The organism is Streptococcus sp. DTU_2020_1000888_1_SI_GRL_NUU_041A, assembly GCF_032387735.1.
Lineage (GTDB): Bacteria > Bacillota > Bacilli > Lactobacillales > Streptococcaceae > Streptococcus > Streptococcus sanguinis.
This window is the reverse complement of sequence record NZ_CP135591.1, coordinates 315,444-342,305: the sequence shown is the minus strand read 5'-3', so window position 1 is coordinate 342,305 and position 26,862 is coordinate 315,444. Positions and strand designations below refer to the sequence as shown.

Genomic DNA, 26,862 nt, shown 5'->3' with positions numbered 1-26,862 from the left:
TTTTCTCCTAGCCTAACACAGCCCATAGCATGTCAAAGCTGTTGTTTTCAATCAGGATATACATCCCCAATCCTAAATAGACAACGGCAATAAACCATCTACTATATTTTTCCAAAGTTTCTCCAACAGAAGGGACTTGTGCTAATTTTTGGGCAGAAAAAACCAAGAGATAAATCATGACTAGAAAAGTAAGTAAAGTCACTATCAAATTCGCTAAATTTAAGGTGGTAAAATATGGGACAAAGACACCAATATTATCAGCGCCACAACTTGCAAAAGTAATCATAGCGACTAGAAAAATCAGGTTTTTATTGTCTTTTCGCAAACCATCTTTTGCAATAGCTTCTCCATCAGAATCTCCTAAAAGCAAAACTTTGAGGCCTAGGAAAATTGGAATCAAACCGAGTAAACCTAAAATCTCTTTACTAGGAATATAATTTAAGACAAATGCAAAAAGCAAACTTAGGAATATTAGACTAACAGAGCCTAGAAATTGTCCTAAATAGATGTTAATGATGTCCTTTCTGCTTTTTCTTTTGGCAAAAAATAACATTAGGATAATAAGTAAGTCTACGGCTGTCCCAGAATACAGGATTATTGAAGTAACAATATTTTGAATCATAAAACACCTCATTCAAATATATTTTTGAATGTATTCTAACATTAACCTTTGTAGATGTCAACTTCAAATCCACCAATTAATAATTGCATGTCAATATTTGTATTGTGAAACTAGTTTCAGAAATATATAGTCTTAAAGTATGTCCACTGCCAATGGTTTTTTCAATATTTAAAAGGAGAGAACCAATTTGGTCCTCTCCAGGGTATAATTTTCCATCAACCCACTACAGTTGACAAAGAGCCGTTATTCTCAAATGAGACAACTCCTTTTAGTTTTTATAACCTCAGCTTCTCGGTCTCTTACCTAGTTTTAATAGAAAGACTACGAAGGACGATTCTTAAAGTAGTCAGATTGTGCAATATCGAAAGATTAGATGGGCTTAACCAATTTAACAACCCAAATCCAATTAAACTTCCATTTATTACAACTGTTTCTTGAATATTTCTTTGAATTAATTTCTGCAACGATTCAGATAAAGAATTCAATTCCTCGAAGAAATCTAAACGATTATCTAATAATAAAATATCACTCATCTGCTTAGAAATATCAGCACTTTCATTCATCACAACCCCAATATCTGCAAGCGTCAAGGCAGCAGAGTCGTTTAACCCGTCTCCAACCATCAAAATAGTTCGGCCAGCTTTCTGTAATTCCTGAACCAACTGAAACTTACCATCTGGTTTTAAATCAGTATAAACGTTGTCAAATGGCAGATCTTTAACCAACTCTTCTGTTCTAGCCAACGTATCACCAGTTGCCAGAATCAGTTTTTTCCCTTGGCGCTTTAGCTTTTTCAATGCAACTTTCGCCTCGCTTCTCAAGGGAGTGTGGATACAAAACATCCCAATTAATTCTTTCTTATAAGCCAAAAACAATAAATTGTAATGAGTCTTATATTGCTCAATCAAGGCCAGCTGCTCAGAACTAATTCTTACCTGTTCGTCTTGCATTAGTACATAATTTCCAATGACAACCGATTGACCATCAATTTGCGATTTAATCCCTTTGCTTGCAACATACTGAAGCTTGCCATGCATTTCTTCGTGTTCAATGCCTTCAATTTCAGCTTGTTTAACAATTGCATTGGCAATAGGATGATAGATATGTTCCTCCAAACATGCACTTATTCTTAAAATATCTTTCTCAGTATAATCTCCGAAAGGAAGAACCTTTTCAACCAAAGGATAACTCGTCGTGATGGTACCCGTTTTATCAAACAAGAAAGTATCCACTTCCAGATATTTTTCTAATACATCACCATCTTTAATAACCATTTCTCGATTTAGACCTTCCTTTATGGCCGTAAGGTAGGCTACAGGTGTGGATATTTTTAGAGCACATGAAAAATCCACCAATAAAAAGGAAATGGCTTTTGAAAACGAACCTGTTAACAGATAAGTCAAACCAGCACCTAAGAAGTTATATTTTACAACCTTGTCTGCCATCCTAATAAAATGACGTTGTTTTGTCTTCTTACTCTCTTCAGATTTTTTCATCAGATTGATGAGTTGCAAAATACGACTGTTTATCTGATTATCAGTCACACGAATTCTTAACTCTCCTGTTTCCAAAACAGTATTCGCACATACAGAATCTCCCTCTTTCTTTTCAACAGGGAAGCTCTCTCCAGTCAAGGAACTCTCATTGACCATGCCTAATCCTGAAACCACTTGGCCGTCAAACAAGATTTCATTCCCTTGGGAGACAACTAATACATCACCTACTTGAACATCAGAACTCTTGATGCTGATGACCATGTCTCCCCGCACTAAGAAAACATCACTTTCTTTAGCAAGAAGGCTTTGTTCCAAATCTGTTGCTGTTTTTTTTAAAGACCACTGATCCAGATGATTACCCAAATCAAGCATAAACATGATGTTGCTAGCTGTCTTGGATTGGTTCATAAACAAGGACAACAAAATGGCCGAACAGTCCAAGACCTCCATGGTTAGTTCCTTGCGCGCTAAAGTTTGATAGGCTTCTTTGACATAACCCAAAGCCTGATAACAAGTCCAAATATAACGAATAGGGTAGGGTACAAAACTTCGAAACAGCAAACGCTTAATCGCTGCACCCGATACAATTGAATAAGCACTCTCTTCTCTACGAATGGGAAGAGTCATCAAGTCCGAAACTTTCCCCTTGTCAATTTTTTTTAAAAAGGCCTCTGCATTTTCTAATACAGAGAAGCCTTCTTTCATACGTAGAGTAAAGTGCTGCTGATCCATATAAAACTGAATAGAGTCGATCCCTTTTTCATCTTTAGCCAAGGAACGAAGATAATCTTGAATATCCAAGGTCAGTGAAAACGAGGACGATAATCGGATATGTTGATATCCTCTGTGTAGCACTTTAAAAGACATATTATTCACCTGTCAGGCTATCTAATTGTTCTTCTTTCTTTTCCTGTTCGTATAAATATTTAGCGTCTTGTAAAACATCATCACCGTGTTGTTTTACAACAGAAACAGATGCATCCAGTCCATCTTTCAATTTGTAAGCTTTAGCCAAGGCCTTAGAATAGCCTTTCTTAGCTTCTTTACTTGCTAAGACTTTCAAGCCAAGCGTCCCAAATGCTACCCCTCCTAAGAAGAGAGATGATTTTTTCGCAACTTTTGCGACGTTTAATACTTCTTTTAACATGTTTATTTCCTCCTTGTAACTATTGTAGCGAAAAATGACAGCAAAAGCAATTGCTGATATCTGATATATAGATAAAATTCTCTATACTGATATTTAATTATATTATGATGAAAACAATATACTTTATTTTTTGATACTGTAAATAATTATGTGTAAACACTTAAGTAGAGTTACGGAGTGTTAATTAAATAAGCTTTCAAGTGTATCAGAACATTGACCAAACCCTTTATGGATTCGTTGACTTTGCTTGAAATTATAATCTTCAAACAACGTAACTAAGTAACGTTCCAGAGCCTCCTCATTAGGAAAAAGAACCTTCTTTTTCGTTTGATGTTTGATTTCTTTGTTAAGAGACTCAATGAGGTTTGTCGAATACATGCTGTGCCAAATCTGGTAGGGAAACTGATAAAAAGTTAAAAGATTATCCGTCTTCTCCAGACTTTCCATGACTTTCCTATACTTTGGTTTCCATTCGGCGAGAAAGTCCTCTAAAGCTTGTCCTGCCATTTCTAAATTTTCAGCACGATAAATCATTATAAATTGCCCCAGAATAACCGCTCTATCTGCTCGTTTCACTTTACTAGCTAGATTTCGACTAATATGAATTAAGCAACATTGTTGTTTAGCTAATGGGTGAGCCTGACTGATAATCTGCTCAAGCCCCTTAAAGCCATCTGTAACTACAAGAGAAATCTGTTGGATTCCTTGGTTTTGAAGCTTGTCTAACAGGGTGGACCAAGAAGCATTGTTTTCTTGAGGCAACTGTGCATAGCATATCTCTATGCGACTAAAGTCGCTAGAGCTATCCTAATTGCGCACCGCCAGTTCTCATAGAAAAAAACACCTTGCAAGATGCAAAGTGTTTTCGTTTGTATTCTGCTGTCCAGCAACGAATTAACGTTTAGAGAACTGGCTAGCTTTACGAGCCTTTTTCAAGCCTGTTTTCTAGTATTTTTATATCTATTGGCAGATTATCCGACTTATCCCCATCAACATCTGACTCTAACTCAACCTCTGAAGAAATCCTAATATTGCGTACTTTGATATATTCGATATTATTGTTACCTACTAGATCCCCTTTTTAATAAATCTGGGATAGCCGATAATTTAGAAATGATGGATGAATCCTTTAAAATCAAGATATTTCCATATTCATCTGTATTTTCATCAAATAGTTTTTTGTCTGCATAGTAATTGGATAGAAGAACTAAGACCTGAGTAGCTTCACCTTCATAATTGCCATTTTTGCTTTCAAAAGGTAATAATTGCTTGTTCATAGCTTGGCGAATCAGTTGCACCAGCCAAATTAATTGTCTTGACCGACGAATAAAGCGACTTCTTTCAAGGATTCGACCATAAGGAAACAGTTGGCAGATTCTATAAAAGTGTCGATGTGATTCGGCACGCTCATCAGACTCGCTACACAGAGCTGGTACATAATATCTGCTATAATTTTCTGGAAGATTTGGTCAAGCGGTCTTTTAGCCGTGTGACAGGCATACAGGAAAAACACTATTTATTTACTTTTTGCACGGGAGGCTTTAAGATGTTGCTGGACGCCTTTCTTGATAATCACTCAGAGTCGCCAGAGTGTCTGGGCTGGGATATGGCAAAGATATACCGCTGCCTGAAACTGTTCTTTGACGCTGATAAACGCGACATATCAATTAAAATGTCGCACTAAAATGATTGAAAAGTGATTGAAATTGTATTATAATGAACGTATATATTTAGAAAAGAGGTACTAACTATGGAAAACCTAGTAGTTTCAGTCTTTAACACTGAAAGCGAAGCTTATCAGTCCTTTGCGGATTTGAAGGCTTTCCGCCAAACTCAGACGACCAAGGTTGCTCAAATCGCCTTGGTCAAAAATGAAAACGGTCACATCGTTGAAAAAGAACGCTATGACTTTGAAGATTCAACGACGGATGCAACCCTAGAAGGTGGCTTGCTCGGTGCAGTTATCGGGCTTTTGGGTGGTCCTATCGGCGTCTTGTTTGGTTATGGTATTGGCAGCCTCTATGGTTTGGCTGCTGGTGATACCGTTGATACGGCAGAAGCTGGCTTGATTGACGTTGTGTCTCAAAAATTGATCGACGGCGAAACAGCCGTTGTCGCCTTGGTGCAAGAAAACAACGAAGCAGTCATCGATGCTTACTTCACCAAGTACGACACCCAAATCGTGCGTTGGGATGTAGCAACCGTCGTAGCCGAAATCGAAGCAGCTCTGCAAGTCCAAGAAGACCTCTACAACCAGGCACGTGCACAAATGAAGGCTGAACGTAAAGCCGAACGCAAGGCTAAACTTGAAGAATTCAAGGCAAATGTCAAAGCAAAATTTGACAAATTGAAAGCCTAACGTCTAAGCGTCTCATAAATTTAAATGTGACTGAGACGCCATTTAAAATTTATGTGCGTCGGATTCTCACAGTTAAATAATTGCGTTGACAAAGCCGTTACAGCCGTTCTTCCATTCTTTGAAAAGAATGTTTAATAGACAAGAAATCTGGACTAGTATTGGTCTGGATTTTTTTGTGAATATAGAGGTCATAGCTTTTTGACTATGCTTCGTTATAATTAGAAAAATTTTAAGTTTTATCAAGATGAAATCAGTCAGACGAAGACATCCCGAATTAGCACCAGCATCACCACACAAACTAAGACATACTGGTGCTACTCTTGCTAAACAAGCAGGTGTTTCTCTTGAAGCCTTCTCAGAAGCTCTTACTCATAGTGATAAAGAGATTACAAAAACTTACGTTAATATCAAAGATAAAGTCAATCAGACTGTAGGTGATATTGCTTTTCGTAGTTTAAAAAATTGATGGGGTGAATATGGGGTGAATTTTGGGGTGAACTTTGATTTTTTGAAACAAAAAAGACATCCAAGAAATAATTCTTGAATGTCTGTAAACGTTGATATAATCGTATTGATTAACGTTTTGAGAATTGTGATGCTTTACGAGCTTTCTTAAGACCTGGTTTCTTACGCTCAACTTTACGTGAGTCACGTGTAAGAAGTCCTGCGCGTTTCAATGAATCGCGGAAGTCTGGGTCTACTTGAAGAAGAGCACGAGCGATACCGTGACGGATAGCTCCTGCTTGACCAGCGTAACCACCACCTACAACGTTAACGAAAACGTCGTATGAACCTGCAGTTGAAGTAACTGCGAATGGTTGGTTGATGACCAAACGAAGGTCAGCGTGTGGGATGTACTCTTCAACATCTTTTTTGTTAACAGTGATTTTACCAGTTCCTGGAACAAGGCGAACGCGTGCAACAGCGTTTTTACGACGTCCAGTACCTGCATATTGTGCTTGTGACATACTTTATTGTTCCTTTCCTTAGATAAGTCCTGAAATATCAAGAACTTCTGGTTGTTGTGCAGCGTGAGTGTGCTCAGCGCCTACAAATACTTTCAGCTTCATACCTTGAGCGCGGCCAAGAGTATTGTGCGGAAGCATACCTTTAACAGATTTTTCGATCAAACGAACAGCATTCTTAGAGCGAAGCTCACCTGCTGAGATTTGTTTCAATCCACCTGGGTACATAGAGTGAGTGTAGTAGATCTTATCAGTCGCTTTTTTACCAGTCAATTTTACTTTTTCAGCGTTGATAACGATTACGAAGTCACCTGTATCAGTGTGTGGTGTAAAGGTTGGTTTGTTTTTTCCGCGAAGTACGCTTGCTACAACAGCAGAAAGGCGTCCAAGAGGGACATCAGTAGCATCCACTACATACCATTTGCGTTCAACTTCACCTGGCTTAGCCATGTATGTTGTTTTGTTCATGATTTCTCCTATGAATATCGTTTTTGTTTACAGGGCGGATGTTCCGGTCCGCGAGTTATTTGAAAGGTTCCGGGGCCTTACAAATGGGGTAAACAATACCGCCTACTATCATATCAAAAATAGTAGGCAAAAGCAATAGATTTGAAGCAATTATTTATGAAATAGCGATTTCATGTTTTCTTAGTCTTGAATGTCTTGAGCAATACTAAAGAGTCCCAAAGTTCCAGGACCAGTATGGGTAGAAATGACAGGCCCCAGAGGCATGAGGAGAACTTCCTCCACTTGGTCGCTTTCCAGCAGCTGGGCTTTCAAACTTTCAGCAATCTCTTTGGCACCTGCATAGGCGATGACCACCCGCGGATCAGCAACTCCTTCCAGAGTCATGCGGACTACTTCTGCCTGCGCCTTCTTCTTGCCGCGAACCTTAGCGACCGAGTCCAGAGTCCCATCTCCCCTGACAGCGATAATCGGCTTGATATTGACCAAACTCCCCATAAGCGCAGCAGTTTTGGAAATCCGACCTCCCCGCATGAGGTGATTGAGGTCATCAACCAGAAAATATGTCTTGACCTTAGGCACCAAGCTCTCAATCAGGTCCGCTGTCTGCTCCAAGGTCTGGCCTGCCGCTCTAGCTTCTGCCGCCTTCATGACTAAAAGTCCTTCACCCATAGAAGCCGCCTTGGTATCAATGATACGAATCAGTGCATCTGGAAAATCTTCTAAGACTATCTCCCGTGCCATGACAGCACTCTGATAAGTACCTGATAGAGCCGAAGCAAAGGCTACATAGAGAACTGGTGTCTCTTCCTTGGCATAGCTTCGAAAGACATCTTCAAACTGGCCGACATTAATCTGGCTGGTAGTCGGCTTGCTGCCGGACTCCATCTTGTCCAGAAGTTCTTGGCTGGTCAGCTTGTCCGCACCAACTGTCTCATAAGTTTGGCCATCCAGCTGAATGGTCAGGCCTAGGACCTGCACATCATTTTCCTGGATCCAGTTTTCTGGCAGGTCTGCTGTTGAATCGGTTAAAATTTTAAAGGTCATCTTTTTTCTCCATCATTTTTTGTAAATCGCGCAAAGATTGGCTGTCCATCGGTCGCAAGGGCGGTCTTTGCAGGTTGATTTGTCCGCTCAGCTTATTGAGGTCTGATTTGGTAACAGCCACTCGCTTCTCTAGCTCTCTAGCGGAAACTCTCAAAGCCCCTTGGGCAAAGACAGTCCACTGCTCATTGAGATCGCTGGTCGCAACCGACACCTGATTTTTGGGTGTATTGAGTTCAGCTGCCAAGCGCTCGATATAGTCATCCGCCGTTTCCTCCTCTTCAGTGAAAACGACCGTTACATTAAACTCCTCATAAGTCTGCCGGACTCCCGGCATATACTGGGCATCAAAGACGCAGATAACTTCCAGTCCTTCAAAACTGGCATAATTACTGAGCTTCTGAAGCAGAATCGTTCGTGCGGCATCTAGTTCTCCGCGGTTAAAGTAAGGACGAGTCTCCCGCCAAAAGGCCGTCATATTGTAGCCGTCCACCAGTAAGATTTTTCTTTTCATAGGCGATTGCGAAAGACTTCATACATGAGAATAGCCGCTGCGACACTAGCATTAAGGCTCTGGACATGGCCATTCATGGGAATGGAAATCATCTCGTCCACCTGCTTTTTAATATTGCTTGAAATCCCCTTGCCTTCGTTGCCGATGATGAGGGCCAGCTTTCCAGTTGTATTCCACTTATGAGAAGGCGTCCCCTGCATATCTGTACCGAAAATCCAGAAACCAGCTTCCTTGAGCTTGTCCAGAGTCTGGCTGAGATTGGTCACACGGGCAATGGGAATATGCTCAATGGCACCCGTTGAAGTCTTGGCTACGACTGGTGTCACACCGACTGCCCGGTGCTTGGGAATGATGACTCCCGCTACATTGGTCGCGTCAGCCGTCCGCAAGATAGAACCCAGATTATGCGGGTCAGTCAGTCCGTCCAAAATCAATAAGAGTGGATTGTCTTCCTGCTCTGCTTTTTTCAACAGCACCTCGAAGTCAGTATAGGCGAACTCCGCCACTCGCATGACAAAGCCTTGGTGAACTGCCCCATCAGTCATCTCCTGCAAGGTTTTCTTAGGCGTCCATGAGATGGAGACCTTCTTTTCTGCTGCTAAATCTTTGATTTTGTCGACCTTTTTACCACGCAGGTCATCTTGAATGTAGAGTTTATTTCCAGTGTTAGCTGCGAGAGCCTCTGTCACCGCATGCACACCGTAGACAATATCGTTTTTTTCCATAGGACTAGTATAACACAAAGGCGAAAAAATGGCGGCAGGATTTACTCGGGCGAGACAGAATTCTGCTCTGATAAAAAGCAATCAGCAGTCCCCAAGATTCCCCATTAGTCGTGCTATAATAAAAAGAAGTCTAAAAAAGGAAACTCTTACTCATGTCTCTTCTCCAACGCACCATCAAGCTGGTACTGGCTACCTGTTTAGCTGCTTGGCTGGCTGACTTTTTAGGTCTGGCCTACTCAACTTCAGCCGGAATTATTGCCATCCTCAGCGTGACCGATACCCGCCGCAGTACTGCAAAGCTAGCTGGCAATCGCTTTTTATCTACCCTGCTGGCTCTGGCTATCGGAAGCCTGGCTTTTCACTTTCTAGGTTTTCATCTCGGAGCATTGGCCATCTATATCGTAACCTATGTGCCTCTGGCCTTTCGGCTTGGCTGGGAAATCGGCATCACCCCCAGTACCGTCCTGGTCACCCATCTGCTCTTAGAAAAATCCACCTCCTGGTCTCTGCTTGGAAATGAGCTAGCTCTATTTCTCATTGGAACTGGCTTTGCTCTTCTAGCCAACCTCTATATGCCTTCTCGCCAGCAAGAAATTGACAGCTACCATGCGCAAGTGGAGGAACAGCTGAAAAAGATTTTGCTACGCTTTGAATATTTCTTAAAATCTGGAGACGGCCGAAATGATGCAGCTCTGATCAAGGAGCTGGACAAGATTTTGCAACAGGCCTTGCAGCTAGTCTATCTGGACCACTCCAACCACCTCTTTCATCAGACCAACTACCATATCCACTATTTTGAAATGCGACAGGCCCAAAACCGCATCCTGCAAGACATGGCCAGCAATATCAATAACTGCCATCTAGCAGCCAGCGAAAGCTTGATTTTAGCCCGCCTCTTCTCTCAGACCGCTAAGCAACTAAGCCAAGAAAATCCCGCCCGAGACCTTCTGGACGAGATTGACAACAATTTGACCGTATTTCGCCAGCGCCCACTCCCTAAGACCCGCCAGGAATTTGAAACCCGCGCCATACTCCTGCAGCTCCTGCGAGACTTGGAAACCTTTATTAGGATTAAGGTGGAATTTTACGAGAATTATAAAGAAGACTAGCTGCTTTGTTTAGCAAAAAAAGCCCTAACACCAAAAAAGAGATAAAGACCTTTGATTATCTTTATCTCTGCATAAAAACAACTAGTTTTCATTTCATGACATCGGCTATATAGCTGATGTCTTTTTAATTAGGTTCTTTAGTGTCATAAACCTTATTCCCCTTAAAATAGACGTAATAGTCCTTACCATCCTCGTCCGCCCAAACGAAGCGAGTAAACATACCTGTCACATCCAGTCCACGTGGTTTCCCTAGTTTTTTGACAACTTCTTGGGCTGACATCCCTTTGGAAATACCGCTTAAACTTTCCACCTGTTTAGAGGAAGTGAATGTAATAAGCTTATTCATAACAACAGAATTTTCATCATAAGCAATAAGGATAGTATAATTATCCGACTTCCACAGGTCACCTCCACTACTTAGCTCTGAAGTTGGCTGCCCCAGCTTAGCACGTACTTCATCCTTTTTAGTAGCAACCCTATCAGACTCCTCTTCAAAATAAATGAGATTGATTGATTTAAATTCTTCCCACTTATCAATATCTTGCATATCAGTAAGGGCATCCAAAGATTGACCAAAGTCATTAAAGAGAGTATATGGATCATCTTCAATTGCAGAAGACGAACTAAATGAGCTAGAGTCATAGTCATCATCAGAGTATTCTTTTTTGGAAGATGAACTCTGCTTTCTAGAGTAGCTAGAGCTAGACGAGGAAGAAGTATTGCCACTTCGTCTGAAAAGAGGGACAAACATGCAGGCGCTAAGTGTCATCAGACTAAATAAGCAGACTGCAAACAATATAAATTTTTTCATAAAATTCCTTTATTCAATAATATTACTCTTCGATATCAATTCCTTTATTCAATAATATTACTCTTCGATATCAATTCCTTTGGATTCAAATAAATCACGTACTTCTTTAGAAAATGGAAAGATTGTTCCGTCTATGGTTTTTAAATTCGAAAACTGTAATAGCTCTTTTTCACTCACATTTTCCAAATCAAATTGATCATCTTCACCATCCCATAAAGGGATTAATTGCGCATAGATATCATTACCTCCATCAAAGAAGAGGCTTTCCACATTCTGCGCATACTCTTTAGGTATTTCCAACTGTTTGAAATAAGTCTCTACTTCAGGAATTGGTGTCTCATCAAAGTCTTCTGGATCTACAGATAATTTCTCAGATTTACAAAAACTGTAAACGTCAAATCGTGGCTTAAGCACGTTTTGTTCATACATTAACTCCTGAATAATAGCCAACTTGAAATTAAAATTATCAAATTGTAAGAAATCACTCATAAATTAGTTCCTTTCAGAATCAGAACGAAGCCTCTATCTTCCTAATACACCAGTCAATCAGCTCTTCCAGTCGCTCAATTGCTTCGGTCATATGCAGGTAGCCCATGACTGCCTCAAAGCCGGTAGACATCCGATAGGTGACGATATCCGTATTCTTAGCCTTGGTGTGGCTGTTGGCATTGCGGCCGCGCTTGTAAATATCCTCTTCCTTCTCCGTCAGAATCCCTTCTTCCAACATGAGAGAGATGAGGTTGGCCTGAGCCTTGGCAGAAACGTACTTAGTCGCTTCCCTGTGCAGCTGATTGGGCTTGGTCAGTCCCTGAAAAATCAGGTGACGCCGGATATACATGGAGTAGACAGCATCTCCCTCAAAGGCGAGGGCAATACCGTTAATCAGGTTAACATCAGTCACGTGTCCACCTCACTCCGTCCTTAGTATCCAAAAGCTTGATGCCCTGAGCGGCCAATTCATCCCGAATACGGTCCGCAGTCGCAAAGTCTCGATTAGCACGCGCCATTTGGCGCTCCTCAATCAAGCGCTCAATGTCCGCATCCAAAACTTCTTCTACAAAGACGATACCAAAAACTTCTAAGAGCTTGGCAAAGGCTGCCTTGACTTCAGCAGTGTAGTTGCCAGAGTTGATCCACTTGGCTAACTCGAAGACAACCGTGATACCGTTGGCCGCATTGAAATCTTCGTCCATAGCGGCGGTGAACTTGTCTAGAAAGGCTTGCAACTGACCAGAGTCAGCCTGACCCGTGAAAGGCTGCTCATAGGTATTCTTCAAATACTTGAGATTGGTCGCTGCATCATGAACAGCTTTTTCCGTGAAATTGATCGGCTTACGATAATGCTGGGTAGCAAAGAAGAAACGCAGCACCTGACCATCAATGGTCTTGAGGGCATCATGAACGGTGATAAAATTACCTAGAGACTTGGACATCTTAACATCGTCAATGTTGACAAAGCCATTATGCATCCAGTAGTTGGCAAAAGTCTGACCAGTCTTGGCCTCTGACTGGGCGATTTCATTGGTATGGTGAGGAAACTCTAGGTCTGCCCCACCACCGTGGATATCAATAGTATCACCCAAAATCTCCGTCGACATGACCGAGCACTCGATGTGCCAGCCCGGACGACCTGCTCCCCAAGGACTGTCCCAGGAAATCTCGCCCGGCTTAGCTGCCTTCCAGAGAGCAAAATCCACCGGATTTTCCTTACGGGCAGTCTCATCATCTGTCCGACCAGAAGCGCCTAGCTCCAAGTCTGCCAAGGTTTTATTAGCTAGTTTGGCATAATTGTGAGACTTTTCCACTCGGAAATAGACATCGCCCTCTGACTCATAGGCGTAGCCCTTGTCCACCAAAGTCTGCACAAAATCAATGATAGCCTCCATAAAGTCAATCACGCGCGGATGCTGAGTAGCCGGCTTAACACCTAGCTGCTCAACGTCAGCACGAAAAGCTGCGATGTACTTATCAGCCACTTCTTTGGGAGTAATGCCCTCTTTCTTGGCTCGATGGATAATCTTATCATCTACATCTGTAAAATTGGAAATATAGTTGACCTCAAATCCCCGATACTCAAAATAGCGACGAACTGTGTCAAAAGCTACTGTTGAGCGGGCATTGCCGACATGGATATAGTTATAAACCGTCGGACCGCAGACATACATGCGAACCTTGCCCTCTTCAATGGGCACAAATTCACGTAGGCTGCGGGTCATGGTGTCGTAAATTTTAATCATGCGGTCCACTCCCTTCTCTATTTCTGACTTTTTCGGCTGAAAACCAGCTCTGCAAAAGGGCCAAATTGTCTGAGGCTATCCAGTTGGTAAAAGCGCTGCCCTTCCTCTTGGGTAAAGAGGGGAACCCCCTTTCCTAGGATAAGGGGTGCTATCTGAATAATGAGGTGGTCGAAAAGATCCGCATCCAAGAGCGGTCCTACCAAGGAATTACCACCAATCACAAAGACATTTTTGCCTTTGTCAATCTGGTGAACAAAGTCCACCACATCCCCAGCTACTGGTTGGTAATTGCTGACAGGCAGGTGCCTATCATGCGTAAAGACATAGTTTTCCGTAGCTTGATAAAAACTTTCTACATCTTGCAAATCTTGGATTTCCTCAAAGGTCCGCTTGCCCATGATGGTGATATCCATTTGCTTGTAAAAGTCATCATAGCCTGTATCCTCTACAGAACCAAGCTGATGCAGCCAGTCTATCCTGTGCTGGCTGTCTGCCAAGTAGCCATCCATGGTGATACAGCCGTAAAAATATACTGCCATTCTTGTAGTTACCTTTCTAGTTCCTTTGCTATTGTCAAAGCGATAGTGAAAAAAGTCATGGCATCAGCTGTCCGCTCTTCATGGCGGGCATCCCAGGTTCGGTTATGATGATCCACATAGTCAGCTGTGTAGAAGAACTGATAGACTTTACTCTTGCGAAATTGACTCCAAGCCATGATAGCTGAAGCTTCCATGTCCACCACTTTGGCTCTAGCAGCCAAGCGACGCTTGACCTTATCAGGCGTTTCTCGACAAAAGGCATCAGTCGTCCAAGACTTGGTGCGGATATGCTCGATATTGTGCTTGTCAAAGATGGCTTCCAGCTCGATCAGCAGAGACTCGTCATAGGCTACTTCGTCACCCGGTGGGGCATAGTGATAGCTAGTTCCTTCATCTCGCAATGCGGCTGCAGGCAGGATGATCTTGTCAGCCTCAATTGAGCGGTCCAAAACGCCACAGGAACCTAGAATGATGAAATTCTTGAAGCCTCTAGCCGCCAACTCCTCCAGCTGGCCAACTATCATGGGAGCCCCAATCGGAGCCAACATAACTGCTAGCTTGCTAGGACCTTGGCGGTAAATATACCATGGATGCTGTCCGTTTATGCTTTTCAAATAGCCTCCCGGATAGACTTCCTCTGACTCGACCAAACGTTTCAGAATTTCGCCATTAAAGGACAGGATGATCGTTTCGCATACCTCACCCTTGTCATGGACTGGCTTTTCATTTGGCTCAATGACTGCTGCTACATCTTCAAATTCCTCTAATAGCATAACTTCTCTTTCTTTAAGGCTTCAGCAAATCCACCTTCATCTTTTCTATGCGGCGCAGCTTGGTCTCATCTTTTTTGGCTTCACTGATATAGCGAGCCCATTCGCGCTGGTGGCTAGGCGGTAGTTTGGTAAAACTCTCCTTGGCAGGACCGTCCAAGCGCTCTTTCAGTTCAAGGACTACCTGGTTCAAAATAGCATCTGATAAATCTGACATGTCGGTTCCTCCTGTCATATTTCACTTCGATATCTTTGCCAACCTTTTCTACAGACTTGACGAATGGTGACTGGCTTCGCGGGCATGCTCTAGCTTGTCTAGATAGTATTCCCGTTTCTCCTCTACCTCGTGAATGGTTGGCTCGTCTTTCTCACCATGAACACGGACAATTTTCGCTGGTACACCAACAACTGTTACATCACTTGGAACATCCGCCACTACAACTGCACCGGCTCCGACCTTGGCTTTCTCTCCAATCTCAATTGGTCCAATGACTTGAGCATGGGCAGAGACCAAGGCACCCCGACGCACGGTCGGATGGCGTTTGCCTGTATCCTTGCCCGTACCACCTAGGGTAACGCCGTGGTAAAGCATGGCCCCCTTCTCCACAATGGCTGTTTCACCAATCACCAGGCCACTGCCATGGTCAATGAAGACACCCGACTCAATCTGAGCGCCGGGATGAATCTCAATCTGGGTCCAGAAACGCCAGAATTGACTGTGCATGCGCGCTAACAGCTTGAAGCCGTGCCGCCACAAAAAATGCGAGAGGCGGTGGGCCGCCAAAGCTTTGATGCCTGGATAGGTTAGCAAGACTTCTAACGACGTTCGTGCCGCCGGATCATTTTCTTTTACAATATCAATGGATTCCTTCCACCAACCCATGCTGGCCTCCTTCCTTCTCTAAACAAGGAGAGACGAGAACTAGGCTCGCCTCTGCCGATTTTTGATGAGGTCTACAGGGATAAGCGACCTCTTATTCTTCTGTTTTAGGGCTTTCTTGATGGTCCTTATGACCTTTGTGCTCCTTGCGCGGATGATGCCCCTTGTCATGATGATGTTTTGGCTTATCAGACTTTGGTGGACGCGGCAGCAATACTTTCATGGAAGCATCTACCCGGCCTTTGGCATCAATCTTGATAACCTTGACATCCACTTCATCACCGATTTGTACGACATCTTCGACATTGTTGGTCCGAGTCCAAGCTAATTCTGAGATGTGAACCAGGGCATCTGTCTTGTCAAAGAGGTTGACAAAGGCACCGAATTTCTCAATCCGAACAACCTTGGCATGGTAAACTTCGTCCACTTTTGCTTCGCGGACCAAGCCAGCAATGATTTCCTTAGCACGATTGATGGCATCTTGGTCGCTAGAGTAGATGGATACATTGCCCTCTTCATCAATGTCAATCTTAACACCGGTCTCAGCGATGATCTTATCGATGGTTTCTCCACCTTTACCGATGACAATCTTAATCTTATCTACATCAATCTTGATGGTGTCGATTTTTGGAGCAGTTGGAGCCAACTCAGGACGCGGAGCCGGAATCGTCGCTTCAATCAAGTCCAGAATTTCAAAGCGGGCTTTCTTAGCCTGAGCCAGAGCTTCTGTCAGGATTTCTGCTGTAATTCCTTCAATCTTGATATCCATCTGCAGGGCGGTAATCCCTTCGCGAGTACCAGCTACCTTAAAGTCCATATCGCCAAAGTGGTCTTCCAAACCTTGAATGTCCGTCAGAACCGTGTAGTTGCTGCCATCTGAAATCAAGCCCATGGCAATACCAGCAACCGGAGCCTTAATCGGCACACCACCTGCCATCAGAGCCAAAGTGCCCGCACAGATAGAGGCTTGGGAGGAAGATCCGTTTGATTCCAAGACTTCTGCCACTAGGCGGATAGCGTAAGGAAACTCTTCCAAGCTAGGTAAGACTTGCTCCAAGGCACGTTCTCCAAGAGCACCGTGTCCGATTTCACGACGGCCAGGAGCCCCATAACGACCTGTCTCACCGACAGAATATTGCGGGAAATTATAGTGGTGCATGAAGCGTTTTTTGTATTCCGGATCCAAGCCGTCCACGATTTGCGTTTCGCCCATTGGTGCCAGAGTCAGGACAGACAAGGCCTGGGTTTGCCCGCGAGTAAAGAGACCAGAACCATGCACGCGCGGCAGGTAATCAACTTCCGCATCTAGCGGACGGATTTCATCAACCTTACGGCCGTCAGGACGGACCTTATCTTCGGTAATCAAACGGCGCACTTCTGCGTGCTCCATTTGCTCCAAGATTTCAGCCACATCACGCATGATACGGTCGAATTCTTCATGGTCCGCGTATTTTTCTTCATAAACTGCTGTAACTTGGTCTTTGACAGCCTGAGTTGCGGCTTCACGCGCCAGTTTTTCTTCTACCTGAACAGCCTTTTGCAAGTCGCTATTATAGGCTGCGATAATCTCTGCCTGCAGCTCTTCATCAACATGCAGCAATTCTACTTCTGCTTTTTCCTTGCCGACTGCTGCGACAATTTCTTCTTGGAAGGCAATCAATTCTTTAACTGCTTCGTGTCCTTTGAGAAGAGCTTCCAGCATGACATCTTCAGAAAGTTCCTTAGCTCCAGATTCTACCATGTTGATAGCATCTTTGGTACCAGCCACTGTCAGTTCCAAAAGCGAAACTTCTTTTTGTTCCTTGCTAGGGTTGATGATGAATTCACCATCTACATAGCCAACCTGAACTCCTGCGATAGGGCCATTAAAAGGAATATCTGAGATAGAAAGAGCCAAAGAGCTACCGAACATAGCAGCCATTTGAGGCGAAGCATCTTCGTCATAAGAAAGAACAGTATTGATAACCTGAACCTCATTGCGGAAACCTTCCGCAAACATAGGACGAATCGGACGGTCAATCAAGCGGGCAGTCAAAGTCGCATCCGTTGACGGACGGCCTTCGCGCTTGTTAAAGCCACCAGGATATTTCCCAGCTGCATACATTTTTTCCTCATAGTTGACCTGCAATGGGAAAAAGTCACCAGTAGCCATCTTTTTGGACATGGTTGCCGCAGTTAAAACGGTACTTTCTCCATATCGAACAACGGCGCTGCCATTTGCCTGCTTTGCAACCTGACCGGTTTCAACTACCAGCTCACGACCTGCAAAAACGGTTTTAAAAACTTGTTTTGTCATAAAGACTCCTTGCCGAGCACATGCTCAAATTTTTTCATACGCCTTGGCTACAAAGATCAAGATATTAAGCCCTTAAGCAACCTATAGGACGTGTTCAGTTAGCACTTTGGCTTTAATATCATGGTCTTAGTAGCTTATTATATCCTCATCTTTGTATCAAGCACGTACAGACCTTATTTTACCACAATTTCAAGCAAAAGAAAAAGGCTGGAAATGGCTTTTTTCTAGAAAAGTACTGAAAATCTATTTTTCTTTTCTATAGCTGATTATAGTTGGCTGTCAGAGTTCGTTTTTTCCCTTTCGATTCGTCAAATAAGATGGCGGTATAGCCATTATTCACTTTTCAAAGAGGACTTCTTGCTTTATAATAAATACAGTGACTCATTTCGAACATGTAAAGGAGACAATCGTGCCAGAACATCAAACAGTTGAAAAGAAAGATTTTTTCTCGCTCCTTGCGACAGCCTTAGTCAGCTTTGCAGGTATCTTATCTGAAACCAGTATGAATGTGACCTTCCCGCATCTAAGCAAGGTCTTTGGGTTAGGATTAGGAACGCTGCAATGGATTACAACAGGGTATTTACTAGCAGTGGCCATTACGATTACTTTAGGAGCAACCTTAGCCCACAATTGGAAAGAGAGAACTATCCTCTTTACTGCTTTGGCTAACTTTTGCTTGGGAACTCTGATTGCCATGTTGGCTCCAAGCTTTCCCATCTTGATGATAGGGAGAATCCTGCAAGGAGGAGCTACTGGATTAGCCATTCCTTTGCTCTTTAACTTGATTGTTGAGCGTGTTCCTAAGCAAAAAATTGGAACCTACATGGGCTTGTCTGGTATGGTGGTCAGCCTAGCACCAGCAATTGGTCCGACTTACGGTGGCTTTATGATTAGTCGTTTTGACTGGCATATGATTTACACCTTCATTCTTCCTGTCCCAATCATTTCCTTTATTCTTGGCTTTTTCTTTTTAAGAAATTCCGAGAAGTCTAGGAAACGCGCCTTTGATCTCCTCTCATTTCTCCTCTTAGCAAGCTCACTCGTCTTTGCCATTGTAGCCATCTCCAGCTTAGAAGAAGGGCATATCGATTGGCTCTATCTAGTTCTCTGCCTACTGCCACTAGCTTGCTTCATCTATCGGAGCTTGAAGATTGATCATCCATTCTTAGATATTCGGATTTTAAGGCAACCAACGGTCTTATTGGCTATTTTACCCTTCTTCATTTTTCAGTTTATCAACCTATCGGCTAATTTTCTGATTCCCAACTTCCTGGTCATAGAAAAAGACATTTCAACCGCTCAGGCAGGCTTTGCATTACTTCCAGGAACCATGCTTGGAGCCTTCCTCTCTCCTGTCTTTGGCAAACTCTATGATAGAAATGGTCCGAAACCAACCCTTTTTACAGGAAATTCACTTCTTTTCCTTGCTGTATTCTTGCTCCTTATCTTCACAAAAGAACTCACCTTAACAGCTGTTATTGCGATTTATATTTGCTTTACCTTGGGGAGAAACATGGCCTTCAATAACACACTAGCTCTAGCCACGACTCAAGTTGATAAAGGAAAGACTGCAGATACGACTGCGCTCTTTCAGCTAGCCCAGACCTTTGCGGGCGCAATAGGTACTGCAGTAACGGCTGTCATCGCCAATCAAGCTCCCAATATGACAAAAGGAACTCAAAACGTCTTCACCCTGCTATTAGGCCTGGTTATCTTCGTATTCTTGTCTTATCTACTGCTTTTTAAAAGGATTGCCGCAAAGAAACATTGACTTTTATCCTCGATCTGATAAACAGCTAAAAATTACTGACTTATCCTTCTCCCCCAAAGACATTTTGGGGGATTTTTTGCTATACTATTTCTATATATGACAAAAGGAGTAGACTATGGAACAAAAACATCGTTCTGAATTCCCGGAAAATGAACTCTGGGACCTAACAGCCCTTTACCAAGACCAAGAGGACTTCCTGCGAGCCATCGAAAAGGCCAGAGAGGACATCCAGAAATTCGTCCGTGATTATCAAGGCAAACTTAGCACTTTCGAAGATTTTGAACGGGCATTTGCTGAGTTAGAGCAGATTTATATCCAAATCAGCCACATCGGCAACTACGGTTTTATGCCACAGACCACTGACTATGGCGACGAGAGCTTTGCGCAGATTGCCCAAGCAGCCATGGAGTTTGAGACCGAGGCCAATGTCGCACTCAGCTTCTTTGACGACGCTCTGGTCGGTGCAGACGAGGCTGTCTTGGAGAAACTAGGCCAAGAGCCCCATTTGACCTCAGCCATTCGCCAGGCTAAAATCAAAAAAGCCCACTATCTAGGAGCAGATGTCGAAAAAGCCTTGACTAATCTAGGTGAGGTATTTTACAGTCCACAGGATATTTACACCAAGATGCGGGCTGGCGACTTTGCCATGGCTGACTTCGAAGTAGACGGTAAAGTTTACAAAAACAGCTTTGTCACCTATGAGAATTTCTATCAAAACCATGAAAATGCAGAAATCCGCGAAAAAGCTTTCCGCTCTTTCTCTGAAGGGCTTCGTCAGCACCAAAACACTGCTGCAGCTGCCTATCTGGCTCAGGTCAAGTCTGAAAAATTGCTGGCTGACATGAAGGGCTATGACTCTGTCTTTGACTACTTACTGGCAGAGCAAGAAGTAGATCGCTCTATGTTTGACCGGCAGATTGACTTAATTATGAACGAATTTGCCCCAGTAGCTCAGAAATACCTCATGCATGTCGCTAAAGTAAATGGACTTGAAAAAATGACTTTTGCCGACTGGAAGCTGGACTTGGACAGCGAGCTCAATCCCGAAGTCAGCATTGATGATGCCTACGACCTCGTCATGAAGTCAGTCGAGCCACTCGGACAAGAATACTGTCAAGAAGTTGCCCGCTATAAGGAAGAACGTTGGGTCGACTTTGCGGCCAATGCTGGAAAGGACTCTGGCGGCTATGCTGCGGATCCTTATCGGGTTCACCCTTATGTCCTCATGAGCTGGACTGGCCGTATGAGTGATGTCTATACTCTGATTCACGAGATTGGCCACTCTGGTCAATTTATCTTCTCTGACAATCACCAAAGCTACTTTAACGCCCACATGTCTACCTACTACGTGGAAGCACCGTCTACCTTTAATGAGCTCCTGCTCAGTGATTATCTGGAACGCCAGTTTGATAATCCGCGCCAGAAACGCTTTGCCCTGGCTCACCGTCTGACGGATACTTACTTCCACAATTTCATCACTCACTTGCTAGAAGCTGCCTTCCAACGCAAGGTCTATACTTTGATTGAAGAAGGCGGAACCTTCGGCGCAAGCAAACTCAACGCTATCATGAAAGAAGTCTTGACGGACTTCTGGGGAGATGCCGTTGAAATTGACGACGATGCTACCTTAACTTGGATGCGCCAAGCCCACTACTACATGGGACTTTACAGCTACACTTACTCCGCAGGTCTGGTCATCTCTACTGCCGGTTACCTACACCTGAAAAATGACGAAAATGGTGCACGTGACTGGCTTGAGCTACTCAAATCTGGCGGCAGCAAGACTCCGCTTGAGTCAGCTATGATTATCGGAGCAGATATTTCCACAGACAAACCACTCCGCGACACCATCCAGTTCTTGTCAGACACAGTTGATCAGATTATTGCTTACAGCGAGGAGTTGGGGCAATAAAGAATAAACAAAATCAGCTTGAATTTCGTTCAAGCTGATTTTTAAATAGTTTAATAAAAATAAAGAGGCCCAAAAAAGCGGAGATAAAGTAAAATATAGGCACTAAAACAAGCGATAAATATAAGCCATCTTGTCCAGTACTGTGATTTAGTATAATTCTTCATTCGCAACAGCCCGATGAAAAACCAGATTAGACTCCAAAACACTAGGCCTAATATCTGAGGGGCAAAATACGAAATTAAAAGCAAAACAGGGATCAAGAAAGCTAATACTAGTATGATTCTTTTTTGTGTTATCTGCTCTCTAGGAATCATCCAGCCTACAAAAAAACACAAAACCGCTGGAGCGATGAATGGTGTAAAAATCATAAAGATAAATAAAATATATTTTAAAAACTCAATAATAATCATCACCACATTCCCATCGTGTTTTAAATAACCTAGATCTCTAGCGCGACCCATTGGAAAAAAATTTACCTCTACTTATTATACCTTAAAATATGCATTTTCAAACAAAAATTTTAAATTGACTCATTATTGTTATAATCGAAATAAAAAAGACCGCTCCAAACAAGAGCAGTCTCATTTTAAAACAGGCCTATATAACCGTCATCTTACTTTATGCCAACTCAGCCATAATGGCTTTAATCTGCTGGGCAGTATGAACACCCGCCACCTGCTTGACGACTTGACCGTCTTTTTTAAAGAGCAAGGTCGGGATAGACATGATGCCAAAAGCGCGTGCTGTAGCTGGATTTTCATCCACATCCATCTTGACAATCTTGAGCTCATCTTCAGAAAGTTCCTCTGAGAGCTTATCAAGGATTGGCCCCTGCATGCGACAAGGTCCGCACCAAGTGGCCCAAAAGTCAATGAGCACTAATCCATCTTTTGTTTCTTGCTCAAATGTTGCATCTGTGATTGCTTTTACCATTATTTTTCTCCTTTATTCTTAGTCAAACTTTGTCAAATCCTGCTTCATCAGGAAAAAGAAGACGTCGCCGTAAGTACCCTGGTAGTTCAAATCATGGCCTTTATAAGTCAATTTTTTAACTGGGTAATAATCTGCCACTCCGATCAAGCAGGCTTGCTGGGATTGCTCAAACTCCTGATAAGACTCAAAGGTCATCTTCCGCTCCTGCTTGACAGCATCCAAATATGTAATTTCAATCATAACTTCTCCTTTTCAAAACTACGCTTGTAATTTTTATTTTATGATTATATTGTAATATCATCTGTTACATCTGTCAAATGAAACGACTTGGAGAAATCAATTCACTTTTAAAGTTGCTCACTGATTGCCTAGTAAACGAAAAAGCCTCCCATAGGAAGACTTTTTATGTGAATAAGAAAAACCAGGCTCAATGCCCCTTGTGTTTTTCCAATCGTTTTTGCTGTTTGAGTTCGAATTTCCTTTGCTTAGCCAGTTCTTTCTGCTGCTTGCGCTTGACTCGAGCAATTTTCTTTTGCTCTTCAAACTGCAGACTCAGCGCTTCCTGAGACTCTGAAGAACGTGAAGCCATCTGCTCCTTTTTAGCCTGTCTCTGCAGGCGTTTAGGACTGACCGACTTAGTTTTCTCCTTCACTCTGATGCTAGGACTAAACTGCAACCGATGATAATAACGGTTTAGAAAATCCAACAGCTCCTGCGTGCTTGGCTCTGCGCCAAAGGTGACTCGGCAAACTCTATAAGATTGAGCATATTCCTGCTCGAAAAGACCGTGCCAAAAGCCCTCTTCAAAATAAACTGTCAGCGTCATTGAAATCTTATCCATGACAGCACCTCCTTTAAAAACCCCTAAGAATGGACAACCAAGGAGGAAGGTTACTGACAAAAATAGACTTTTTGCGTCTGGACTACCAACCAGAACTGTGTTTTTATCTTAGTAGCTACAGTCTAGCAAGATTTTCTAAAAAATTCAAGGTTATCTGAATCTCGCTTGGATAAATGAATTGGATTTTCTTGTATAAAAGGCAGAAAAATCAAAAAACAAGAAAGCTCTCTTCTTGTAAAATACATTCATTTCCGCTATAATACTACAAATACTGAAAGGAGAGAACTATGAAGTATATTTGGGCTTTTTTAGCAGCCTTGAGCTTGGCTGGACTGGCTCTGTTCTTCTGGCATTCCCAAACCAAATCAAATCCTACTCCTCCTAAGCCAGAAACCACACCGACAGCTTCTAGCGAGAAAATCGACAATCAACCGACTCCGACAGAAGACATCGTGTCTGAAGAATACAGTGTTTCATACGACGACAAGCAGCTCTACGGAAAGATTACTGCTCCTCGTGACTACAAGAGTAAAAAATTGCCGACCATTGTCATTGCACATGGATTGAACAACACCCTTGAACAATATGACATGTACAGCCAACTGCTGGCAAAGCAAGGTTATCTGGTTTACAGCTTTGATTTCTACGGCGGCAGCCGCCAATCGAAAAGCGGTGGACAAGATATGCTGAATATGTCGGTCAAGACCGAACTTACAGACTTGACCCAAGTCATGGAAAAGCTTCGTTCTGAGGCCTTTGTAGACAAGAGCAAAATGAGCTTATTCGGTGCCAGCCAAGGTGGTGTCGTTGCTAGTCTTTATGCTGCTGCTTATCCGGACCGCGTACACAAACTCCTGCTTATCTTTCCAGCTTTCGTTCTTTTTGACGATGCCAAAGAGACCTATCGTGAGCTAGGGAGTCCTGACTTCGACCAACTTCCTGATAACCTGACACACCACAATACCACTCTGGGCAAGATTTATCTAATCGATGCCTTAGACATTGATATCCAAGCAGAACAGACCAAAATCACAGCTCCTACCCTCATAATCCACGGCACTGATGATGCAGTCGTGCCCTACCAGTATGCTGTTCAAGCGAGTCAGACCGTTCCAAATGCAGAGCTGGTCACTGTAGAAGGTGGGGAGCACCGCATCGACGAAAGATTTGCTATCACTGCCGCCCCTGCGATCCAAAAATTCTTGAAAGAGTAAAATTGCTGATAGAAAAAGTTCTTCTAAAGAAATAGAAGGACTTTTTATTTGGAAAAATTAGAAGAATTAGACTAGGAAATGATATTTGAAGAGCTTACAACGAATTAAGAGGAGCGATGAATAAAAAAACCTCTGAAATCAGAGAGCTAACTTGAGCTCAGGCTAAAATCCTAGTGAAAAAGAAAAACTACTCTTTAGTGGAGTAGTTTCAACTTTGTGTATTCAATTGAACACGGACTAAGCGAGTTGATAAAATAAAAAAAATCTCCCCAAAGGGAGAAGATCTGGTTTATTTCACCTTACAGTGCTAGGAAACGTAACCGAAGATAATACTTGAGTATATCAAGGTAAGGTGACGGAACAGAAAAAGCTCCCTGAAGTCAGAGAGCCAATTTGAGCTCGGGCTAAAATCCTAGTGAAAAAGATGAAACTCCTTGTGTTCATCGAACACTGTGTCGTTTCCCTATTTTCATACGGATTTTTGGCGCCCTTAGCATCATGATTAACGACGAAGTCCAAGAGAGTTGATCAACTCACGGTAACGGTTAACGTCGTTCTTACGAAGGTAAGCCAAGAGGTTACGACGGCGACCGATTTTCTTCATCAAACCACGGTAAGTAGCGTGGTCTTTTTTGTGTTGTTTGATGTGGTCGTTGAGGTGGTTGATTTCCCAAGTTAGGACAGCAACTTGTACCTCTACTGAACCAGTGTCACCTTCGTGACGTGCGTATTGTGCAATGATTTCATTTTTTTTCTCTTTTGAGATTGCCATGATATACTCCTTTTCTTTACGCTTCATCCGAGTGACAGGTTTGGCATGGCCTGCAACCAAGAAGAAGTTATTTGTCATTACGACATTCTTATTCTACCAAGAAGGACTACCTTTGTCAAATGATTCTACTCTATCTTCTTCCCATCTAAATTGTAATTTTTGCTAGATGGCCAAGCATAGGTGGCTATTCCCCAGCAAGCAAATAAAGAGATAATCCGCTCAGGATAGTCATAAAAAACCAGCCTCCTAGGACTGGTTAAAAAACTTTAGTTCATCTATCTTTCTAAACTTGCTCTGATTGTACCACCAGTATCAAGAATAAGTATTTTCTTACCATTTTGAACTACTACGAAATAATTGTTAGAATTGATATCAATGTAGATATCCTTATTACTTTGGACTTGATAGCCTTCTTCACTGACTGATTCTTTAATCATGGCAATCTTTTCCCCAACTTCTTTTTCACTCAGTTTCTCTTCTGGATTATCAGAAATCAATTTCGTATATTCTACAAAGGGATAGAGCCCCAATCTACTCGAATCACTAGAATTATATTCTTCATCACGATCGGATTCTATATTTACAATTCCAACATCAGAAATACTTACGTTCTTTGAATTTTCACTATTTTTATAACGAATTTTCCACTCACCAACAAATGCCTTAGGATACTGAACTTTATAAAATCGAAGACGCTTGATATACTGTGAGTCATTTGAACTATTGATACCTGAACGACTATCATAAATAATCATACTGCCATCATTTTGCAGAAGGTGGTAAATCTTGTTTTCGTCAATATAAGCAGAAAAGATAGCCTTGGTATTGAGTTTGAAATGCTTATCAAAATCAGCTAAGGTCTTAATTTTTGGATTGTTTTCTGCCTTAATAAATTTTTCAAAATCAGCCTTAGCTTTGTCTCCTTCAGCTAATTTTTCAATATCTTTTTTACCATTAAATAGCTTTTTCTTATCATTCAGTTCATAAACAAAAGAAATAGAGTCAGCTGGATTAATCCATACGCCATCAAGATCCGAAATCTTCGGTCCCATTCCAAATAGTACAAACACCAAAATTCCTAAGACTGTAACAGCGATTGAAATCCCCACTATAAGGTTACGGCGCTTGTTCTTAGCTTGAAGCATCGTTGTTGCTTTAGGAATTTCTTGAGTTACAAACTGCCCACTTGTCTTTGCCGCTTGAAACTCTTGAGCTGTTGGTTTTCGATGATAAGTAGCTTCAAACTGCGCAACCCACTCATTCTGATTCATAACATCCTCCTCTATAATGATTTTAACAGTGAATTCTCATTGCTAGCAAACTAACTATTTACTATCTTGAAATTTATTATACCATATATAATAACTAGTAAAACATTCACTAGTGAAAAAATTTATAACTTGGGCTAGCATTTGGTAGATTATAACCATATGAGATGCA

The 26,862-nt window shown here is 42.4% G+C and carries 30 protein-coding genes and 3 pseudogenes; 7 read left to right on the top strand and 26 right to left on the bottom strand.

Translation table 11 applies throughout. The features are described from left to right. Positions 1 to 7: 7 nt before the first annotated feature. From RSK81_RS01840 to RSK81_RS01815, 6 genes and pseudogenes are all read right to left on the bottom strand, one after another. Positions 8 to 622, bottom strand: coding sequence for a CadD family cadmium resistance transporter (locus tag RSK81_RS01840; RefSeq protein ID WP_002911684.1), 615 nt, complete (start codon positions 620 to 622; stop codon positions 8 to 10). Positions 623 to 921: 299 nt separating this feature from the next. Continuing rightward, a complete protein-coding gene (locus RSK81_RS01835; RefSeq protein WP_009660066.1) occupies positions 922 to 2,985 on the bottom strand; it encodes a heavy metal translocating P-type ATPase in 2,064 nt (687 codons plus the stop codon). A gap of 1 nt (position 2,986) precedes the next feature. Then, entirely contained in the window at positions 2,987 to 3,265 is a 279-nt protein-coding gene (locus RSK81_RS01830; RefSeq protein WP_002893755.1) for a DUF6110 family protein, read from the bottom strand. Between the two features lie 180 nt (positions 3,266 to 3,445). After that, a pseudogene (locus tag RSK81_RS01825) lies at positions 3,446 to 4,036 on the bottom strand (transposase); the annotation flags it as partial. A 148-nt stretch (positions 4,037 to 4,184) separates the two neighbouring features. After that, positions 4,185 to 4,518: pseudogene (locus RSK81_RS01820) on the bottom strand (diacylglycerol kinase family lipid kinase); the annotation flags it as partial. 3 nt (positions 4,519 to 4,521) lie between these two features. After that, a pseudogene (locus RSK81_RS01815) lies at positions 4,522 to 4,665 on the bottom strand (IS982 family transposase); the annotation flags it as partial. On the opposite strand from RSK81_RS01815, the gene RSK81_RS01810 reads away from it, so the two are divergent. From RSK81_RS01810 to RSK81_RS01800, 3 genes are all read left to right on the top strand, one after another. After that, positions 4,659 to 4,949, top strand: coding sequence for a hypothetical protein (locus RSK81_RS01810; protein WP_037614148.1), 291 nt, complete (start codon positions 4,659 to 4,661; stop codon positions 4,947 to 4,949). The pseudogene RSK81_RS01815 and the gene RSK81_RS01810 sit on opposite strands and share 7 nt — an antisense overlap. 66 nt (positions 4,950 to 5,015) lie before the next feature. Then, positions 5,016 to 5,624 carry a DUF1269 domain-containing protein gene (locus tag RSK81_RS01805; protein ID WP_002893760.1) on the top strand — a complete coding sequence of 203 codons (609 nt, stop codon included), beginning with the start codon at positions 5,016 to 5,018 and terminating at the stop codon, positions 5,622 to 5,624. Positions 5,625 to 5,868: 244 nt separating this feature from the next. Continuing rightward, positions 5,869 to 6,090 (top strand): tyrosine-type recombinase/integrase, encoded by a 222-nt coding sequence (locus RSK81_RS01800; RefSeq protein WP_002893762.1) that lies wholly within the window; start codon positions 5,869 to 5,871, stop codon positions 6,088 to 6,090. Positions 6,091 to 6,199: 109 nt separating this feature from the next. On the opposite strand, the gene rpsI is transcribed toward RSK81_RS01800, so the two are convergent. The 5 genes from rpsI to rlmB form a co-directional block, all read right to left on the bottom strand. After that, positions 6,200 to 6,592 carry a 30S ribosomal protein S9 gene (gene rpsI, locus RSK81_RS01795; RefSeq protein ID WP_002893764.1) on the bottom strand — a complete coding sequence of 131 codons (393 nt, stop codon included), beginning with the start codon at positions 6,590 to 6,592 and terminating at the stop codon, positions 6,200 to 6,202. A gap of 18 nt (positions 6,593 to 6,610) precedes the next feature. Next, positions 6,611 to 7,057 carry a 50S ribosomal protein L13 gene (gene rplM / locus RSK81_RS01790; RefSeq protein ID WP_002893769.1) on the bottom strand — a complete coding sequence of 149 codons (447 nt, stop codon included), beginning with the start codon at positions 7,055 to 7,057 and terminating at the stop codon, positions 6,611 to 6,613. Between the two features lie 180 nt (positions 7,058 to 7,237). Continuing rightward, positions 7,238 to 8,101 carry a DegV family protein gene (locus tag RSK81_RS01785; protein ID WP_061592492.1) on the bottom strand — a complete coding sequence of 288 codons (864 nt, stop codon included), beginning with the start codon at positions 8,099 to 8,101 and terminating at the stop codon, positions 7,238 to 7,240. After that, entirely contained in the window at positions 8,091 to 8,612 is a 522-nt protein-coding gene (locus tag RSK81_RS01780) for an NYN domain-containing protein (RefSeq protein WP_002902298.1), read from the bottom strand. Before RSK81_RS01780 ends, RSK81_RS01785 begins: the two co-directional genes overlap by 11 nt. Further along, a complete protein-coding gene (gene rlmB, locus RSK81_RS01775) occupies positions 8,609 to 9,337 on the bottom strand; it encodes a 23S rRNA (guanosine(2251)-2'-O)-methyltransferase RlmB (protein ID WP_061592508.1) in 729 nt (242 codons plus the stop codon). Before rlmB ends, RSK81_RS01780 begins: the two co-directional genes overlap by 4 nt. Positions 9,338 to 9,489: 152 nt before the next feature. On the opposite strand from rlmB, the gene RSK81_RS01770 reads away from it, so the two are divergent. After that, the gene (locus tag RSK81_RS01770; RefSeq protein ID WP_061589287.1) at positions 9,490 to 10,446 is read left to right on the top strand and encodes an aromatic acid exporter family protein; all 957 of its coding nucleotides are present in this window, start codon (positions 9,490 to 9,492) and stop codon (positions 10,444 to 10,446) included. Positions 10,447 to 10,570: 124 nt separating this feature from the next. Here the strand turns inward: RSK81_RS01770 and RSK81_RS01765 are convergent, their stop codons facing one another. The 9 genes from RSK81_RS01765 to pnp form a co-directional block, all read right to left on the bottom strand. Further along, positions 10,571 to 10,993 (bottom strand): hypothetical protein, encoded by a 423-nt coding sequence (locus RSK81_RS01765; protein ID WP_049543752.1) that lies wholly within the window; start codon positions 10,991 to 10,993, stop codon positions 10,571 to 10,573. 321 nt (positions 10,994 to 11,314) lie between these two features. Next, complete coding sequence (locus RSK81_RS01760; RefSeq protein WP_049543745.1) at positions 11,315 to 11,746, bottom strand: DUF6892 domain-containing protein; 432 nt, start codon at positions 11,744 to 11,746, stop codon at positions 11,315 to 11,317. Positions 11,747 to 11,765: 19 nt separating this feature from the next. Further along, complete coding sequence (locus tag RSK81_RS01755) at positions 11,766 to 12,158, bottom strand: Mini-ribonuclease 3 (RefSeq protein WP_002908701.1); 393 nt, start codon at positions 12,156 to 12,158, stop codon at positions 11,766 to 11,768. Next, positions 12,151 to 13,494, bottom strand: coding sequence for a cysteine--tRNA ligase (gene cysS / locus RSK81_RS01750; RefSeq protein WP_061589288.1), 1,344 nt, complete (start codon positions 13,492 to 13,494; stop codon positions 12,151 to 12,153). Before cysS ends, RSK81_RS01755 begins: the two co-directional genes overlap by 8 nt. Positions 13,495 to 13,511: 17 nt before the next feature. Beyond that, a complete protein-coding gene (locus RSK81_RS01745) occupies positions 13,512 to 14,033 on the bottom strand; it encodes a dihydrofolate reductase family protein (RefSeq protein WP_002926040.1) in 522 nt (173 codons plus the stop codon). A gap of 8 nt (positions 14,034 to 14,041) precedes the next feature. Beyond that, positions 14,042 to 14,806, bottom strand: a complete 765-nt coding sequence (locus RSK81_RS01740; RefSeq protein ID WP_061589289.1) for a nucleoside phosphorylase — start codon at positions 14,804 to 14,806, stop codon at positions 14,042 to 14,044. A 13-nt stretch (positions 14,807 to 14,819) separates the two neighbouring features. Further along, a complete protein-coding gene (locus RSK81_RS01735) occupies positions 14,820 to 15,038 on the bottom strand; it encodes a YdeI/OmpD-associated family protein (protein ID WP_002899010.1) in 219 nt (72 codons plus the stop codon). A gap of 30 nt (positions 15,039 to 15,068) precedes the next feature. Next, the gene (gene cysE / locus RSK81_RS01730; RefSeq protein WP_002899011.1) at positions 15,069 to 15,686 is read right to left on the bottom strand and encodes a serine O-acetyltransferase; all 618 of its coding nucleotides are present in this window, start codon (positions 15,684 to 15,686) and stop codon (positions 15,069 to 15,071) included. A gap of 91 nt (positions 15,687 to 15,777) precedes the next feature. Continuing rightward, entirely contained in the window at positions 15,778 to 17,979 is a 2,202-nt protein-coding gene (pnp, locus tag RSK81_RS01725) for a polyribonucleotide nucleotidyltransferase (RefSeq protein ID WP_315687219.1), read from the bottom strand. A 409-nt stretch (positions 17,980 to 18,388) separates the two neighbouring features. Between pnp and RSK81_RS01720 the strand changes: the two genes are divergently transcribed. Further along, positions 18,389 to 19,750: an MFS transporter gene (locus RSK81_RS01720; protein ID WP_032913357.1), complete on the top strand. Its 1,362-nt coding sequence runs from the start codon at positions 18,389 to 18,391 to the stop codon at positions 19,748 to 19,750. Between the two features lie 115 nt (positions 19,751 to 19,865). Beyond that, entirely contained in the window at positions 19,866 to 21,662 is a 1,797-nt protein-coding gene (gene pepF, locus RSK81_RS01715; protein ID WP_315687216.1) for an oligoendopeptidase F, read from the top strand. Between the two features lie 50 nt (positions 21,663 to 21,712). On the opposite strand, the gene RSK81_RS01710 is transcribed toward pepF, so the two are convergent. The 4 genes from RSK81_RS01710 to RSK81_RS01695 all read right to left on the bottom strand — a co-directional run bounded on the left by RSK81_RS01710 (position 21,713) and on the right by RSK81_RS01695 (position 23,436). Continuing rightward, positions 21,713 to 22,123: a hypothetical protein gene (locus RSK81_RS01710; RefSeq protein ID WP_315687214.1), complete on the bottom strand. Its 411-nt coding sequence runs from the start codon at positions 22,121 to 22,123 to the stop codon at positions 21,713 to 21,715. A gap of 157 nt (positions 22,124 to 22,280) precedes the next feature. Then, a complete protein-coding gene (trxA, locus tag RSK81_RS01705) occupies positions 22,281 to 22,595 on the bottom strand; it encodes a thioredoxin (protein ID WP_049552883.1) in 315 nt (104 codons plus the stop codon). A gap of 18 nt (positions 22,596 to 22,613) precedes the next feature. After that, on the bottom strand, positions 22,614 to 22,835 hold the full coding sequence (locus RSK81_RS01700) for a DUF4649 family protein (protein ID WP_002899027.1): 222 nt from the start codon (positions 22,833 to 22,835) through the stop codon (positions 22,614 to 22,616). Between the two features lie 187 nt (positions 22,836 to 23,022). Beyond that, entirely contained in the window at positions 23,023 to 23,436 is a 414-nt protein-coding gene (locus RSK81_RS01695; RefSeq protein ID WP_049552882.1) for a YjdF family protein, read from the bottom strand. A 287-nt stretch (positions 23,437 to 23,723) separates the two neighbouring features. Here RSK81_RS01695 and RSK81_RS01690 point away from each other — a divergent pair, with 287 nt between their 5' ends. Next, positions 23,724 to 24,650 (top strand): alpha/beta hydrolase family protein, encoded by a 927-nt coding sequence (locus RSK81_RS01690; protein ID WP_049552881.1) that lies wholly within the window; start codon positions 23,724 to 23,726, stop codon positions 24,648 to 24,650. A gap of 502 nt (positions 24,651 to 25,152) precedes the next feature. On the opposite strand, the gene rpsO is transcribed toward RSK81_RS01690, so the two are convergent. Further along, the gene (gene rpsO / locus RSK81_RS01685) at positions 25,153 to 25,422 is read right to left on the bottom strand and encodes a 30S ribosomal protein S15 (protein WP_004193424.1); all 270 of its coding nucleotides are present in this window, start codon (positions 25,420 to 25,422) and stop codon (positions 25,153 to 25,155) included. Positions 25,423 to 25,697: 275 nt separating this feature from the next. Then, a complete protein-coding gene (locus tag RSK81_RS01680) occupies positions 25,698 to 26,693 on the bottom strand; it encodes a hypothetical protein (protein WP_111675282.1) in 996 nt (331 codons plus the stop codon). Positions 26,694 to 26,862: the final 169 nt, after the last annotated feature.

Coding starts and splice junctions, on each gene's coding strand:
- RSK81_RS01840 (WP_002911684.1), bottom strand. CDS start 622: ATGATTCAAAATATTGTTACTTCAATAATCCTGTATTCTGGGACAGCC.
- RSK81_RS01835 (WP_009660066.1), bottom strand. CDS start 2,985: ATGTCTTTTAAAGTGCTACACAGAGGATATCAACATATCCGATTATCG.
- RSK81_RS01830 (WP_002893755.1), bottom strand. CDS start 3,265: ATGTTAAAAGAAGTATTAAACGTCGCAAAAGTTGCGAAAAAATCATCT.
- RSK81_RS01805 (WP_002893760.1), top strand. CDS start 5,016: ATGGAAAACCTAGTAGTTTCAGTCTTTAACACTGAAAGCGAAGCTTAT.
- RSK81_RS01800 (WP_002893762.1), top strand. CDS start 5,869: ATGAAATCAGTCAGACGAAGACATCCCGAATTAGCACCAGCATCACCA.
- rpsI (WP_002893764.1), bottom strand. CDS start 6,592: ATGTCACAAGCACAATATGCAGGTACTGGACGTCGTAAAAACGCTGTT.
- rplM (WP_002893769.1), bottom strand. CDS start 7,057: ATGAACAAAACAACATACATGGCTAAGCCAGGTGAAGTTGAACGCAAA.
- RSK81_RS01785 (WP_061592492.1), bottom strand. CDS start 8,101: ATGACCTTTAAAATTTTAACCGATTCAACAGCAGACCTGCCAGAAAAC.
- RSK81_RS01780 (WP_002902298.1), bottom strand. CDS start 8,612: ATGAAAAGAAAAATCTTACTGGTGGACGGCTACAATATGACGGCCTTT.
- rlmB (WP_061592508.1), bottom strand. CDS start 9,337: ATGGAAAAAAACGATATTGTCTACGGTGTGCATGCGGTGACAGAGGCT.
- RSK81_RS01770 (WP_061589287.1), top strand. CDS start 9,490: ATGTCTCTTCTCCAACGCACCATCAAGCTGGTACTGGCTACCTGTTTA.
- RSK81_RS01765 (WP_049543752.1), bottom strand. CDS start 10,993: ATGCAAGATATTGATAAGTGGGAAGAATTTAAATCAATCAATCTCATT.
- RSK81_RS01760 (WP_049543745.1), bottom strand. CDS start 11,746: ATGAGTGATTTCTTACAATTTGATAATTTTAATTTCAAGTTGGCTATT.
- cysS (WP_061589288.1), bottom strand. CDS start 13,494: ATGATTAAAATTTACGACACCATGACCCGCAGCCTACGTGAATTTGTG.
- RSK81_RS01745 (WP_002926040.1), bottom strand. CDS start 14,033: ATGGCAGTATATTTTTACGGCTGTATCACCATGGATGGCTACTTGGCA.
- RSK81_RS01740 (WP_061589289.1), bottom strand. CDS start 14,806: ATGCTATTAGAGGAATTTGAAGATGTAGCAGCAGTCATTGAGCCAAAT.
- RSK81_RS01735 (WP_002899010.1), bottom strand. CDS start 15,038: ATGACAGGAGGAACCGACATGTCAGATTTATCAGATGCTATTTTGAAC.
- cysE (WP_002899011.1), bottom strand. CDS start 15,686: ATGGGTTGGTGGAAGGAATCCATTGATATTGTAAAAGAAAATGATCCG.
- pnp (WP_315687219.1), bottom strand. CDS start 17,979: ATGACAAAACAAGTTTTTAAAACCGTTTTTGCAGGTCGTGAGCTGGTA.
- pepF (WP_315687216.1), top strand. CDS start 19,866: ATGGAACAAAAACATCGTTCTGAATTCCCGGAAAATGAACTCTGGGAC.
- RSK81_RS01710 (WP_315687214.1), bottom strand. CDS start 22,123: ATGGGTCGCGCTAGAGATCTAGGTTATTTAAAACACGATGGGAATGTG.
- trxA (WP_049552883.1), bottom strand. CDS start 22,595: ATGGTAAAAGCAATCACAGATGCAACATTTGAGCAAGAAACAAAAGAT.
- RSK81_RS01700 (WP_002899027.1), bottom strand. CDS start 22,835: ATGATTGAAATTACATATTTGGATGCTGTCAAGCAGGAGCGGAAGATG.
- RSK81_RS01695 (WP_049552882.1), bottom strand. CDS start 23,436: ATGGATAAGATTTCAATGACGCTGACAGTTTATTTTGAAGAGGGCTTT.
- RSK81_RS01690 (WP_049552881.1), top strand. CDS start 23,724: ATGAAGTATATTTGGGCTTTTTTAGCAGCCTTGAGCTTGGCTGGACTG.
- rpsO (WP_004193424.1), bottom strand. CDS start 25,422: ATGGCAATCTCAAAAGAGAAAAAAAATGAAATCATTGCACAATACGCA.
- RSK81_RS01680 (WP_111675282.1), bottom strand. CDS start 26,693: ATGAATCAGAATGAGTGGGTTGCGCAGTTTGAAGCTACTTATCATCGA.